This window comes from Streptomyces sp. ATLC9 (assembly GCF_057196705.1).
The window spans coordinates 1-952 of sequence record NZ_JBXUOY010000533.1 but is presented as its reverse complement, the minus strand read 5'-3'; the positions used below and the strand labels follow the sequence as shown (position 1 = coordinate 952).

Below are 952 nucleotides of genomic sequence, written 5' to 3'. Positions count from 1 at the left end.
ACCCGCCCCCCCGCGGCCAACCCCCCCCCGCCGCCCCCCCCCCCCCCCGGCCCCCGCCCCCCGGCCGGAGGAGAAGGGGGACGAGCCCCGCGGATCACTCCGCGGCGCCCTCGCCCTCGGCGGCCTCGCCCTCCGCGGGCGCCTCGGCCTGCGCGGCCAGCACGTTGAGGACGACGGTCTCCTCCTCGACGGCCAGGGAGGAACCCTTGGGCAGCGGGATGTCCTTGGCCAGGACGGAGTCACCGGCGGCCAGGCCCTCGACGGAGACGGTCACCGACTCCGGGATGTGGGTCGCCTCGGCCTCCACCGGCAGCGTGTTCAGCACGTGCTCCAGCAGGTTCTGCCCCGGGGCCAGCTCGCCCTCGGTGTGGACCGGGATCTCGACGGTGACCCGCTCGCCCCGCTTGACGACCAGCAGGTCGATGTGGACCAGGAAACCGCGGATGGCCTCGCGCTGCACGGCCTTGGGGATCACCAGCTCCTGGCGGCCCTCGATGTCCAGCGTGATCAGCACGTTGGAGGTCTTCAGGGCCATCATCAGGTCGTAGCCGGGAAGGGCCACGTGGACCGGCTCGGTGCCGTGACCGTAGATGACACCGGGGACCTTGTCCTCGCGGCGGAGCCTGCGGGACGCACCCTTGCCGAACTCCTTGCGGACCTCGGCGGAGATCTTGACGTCGGCCATGACGCACTCCTCGTCTCTCAAGTCGGTTCTGTGGCGGTTGCCAGAGCTACTCGGCCACGACTGACCTGCTGCGAAGAGCGCGTCGATAACGGATCACCGTGCCACCGCGGGCACGGCTCCCTCGCCGAGCAACTCCACGAGTCTACCGCCCCGCGGCAGCGGGGCGGACACGGCGGGGGGGGGGGGGGGGGGGGGGGGGGGGGGGGGGGGGGGGCGGGGGGGGCCGGGGGGGGGGGGGGGCGGGGGGGGGCGCGGGGCGGCGGGGCG

1 protein-coding gene is annotated in these 952 nt (G+C 74.8%); it reads right to left on the bottom strand.

The window, feature by feature from the left end:
• Positions 1-94: 94 nt before the first annotated feature.
• Positions 95-685 carry a 50S ribosomal protein L25/general stress protein Ctc gene (locus AC2CJA_RS26880; protein ID WP_484605240.1) on the bottom strand — a complete coding sequence of 197 codons (591 nt, stop codon included), beginning with the start codon at positions 683-685 and terminating at the stop codon, positions 95-97.
• Between the last annotated feature and the right edge of the window lie 267 nt (positions 686-952).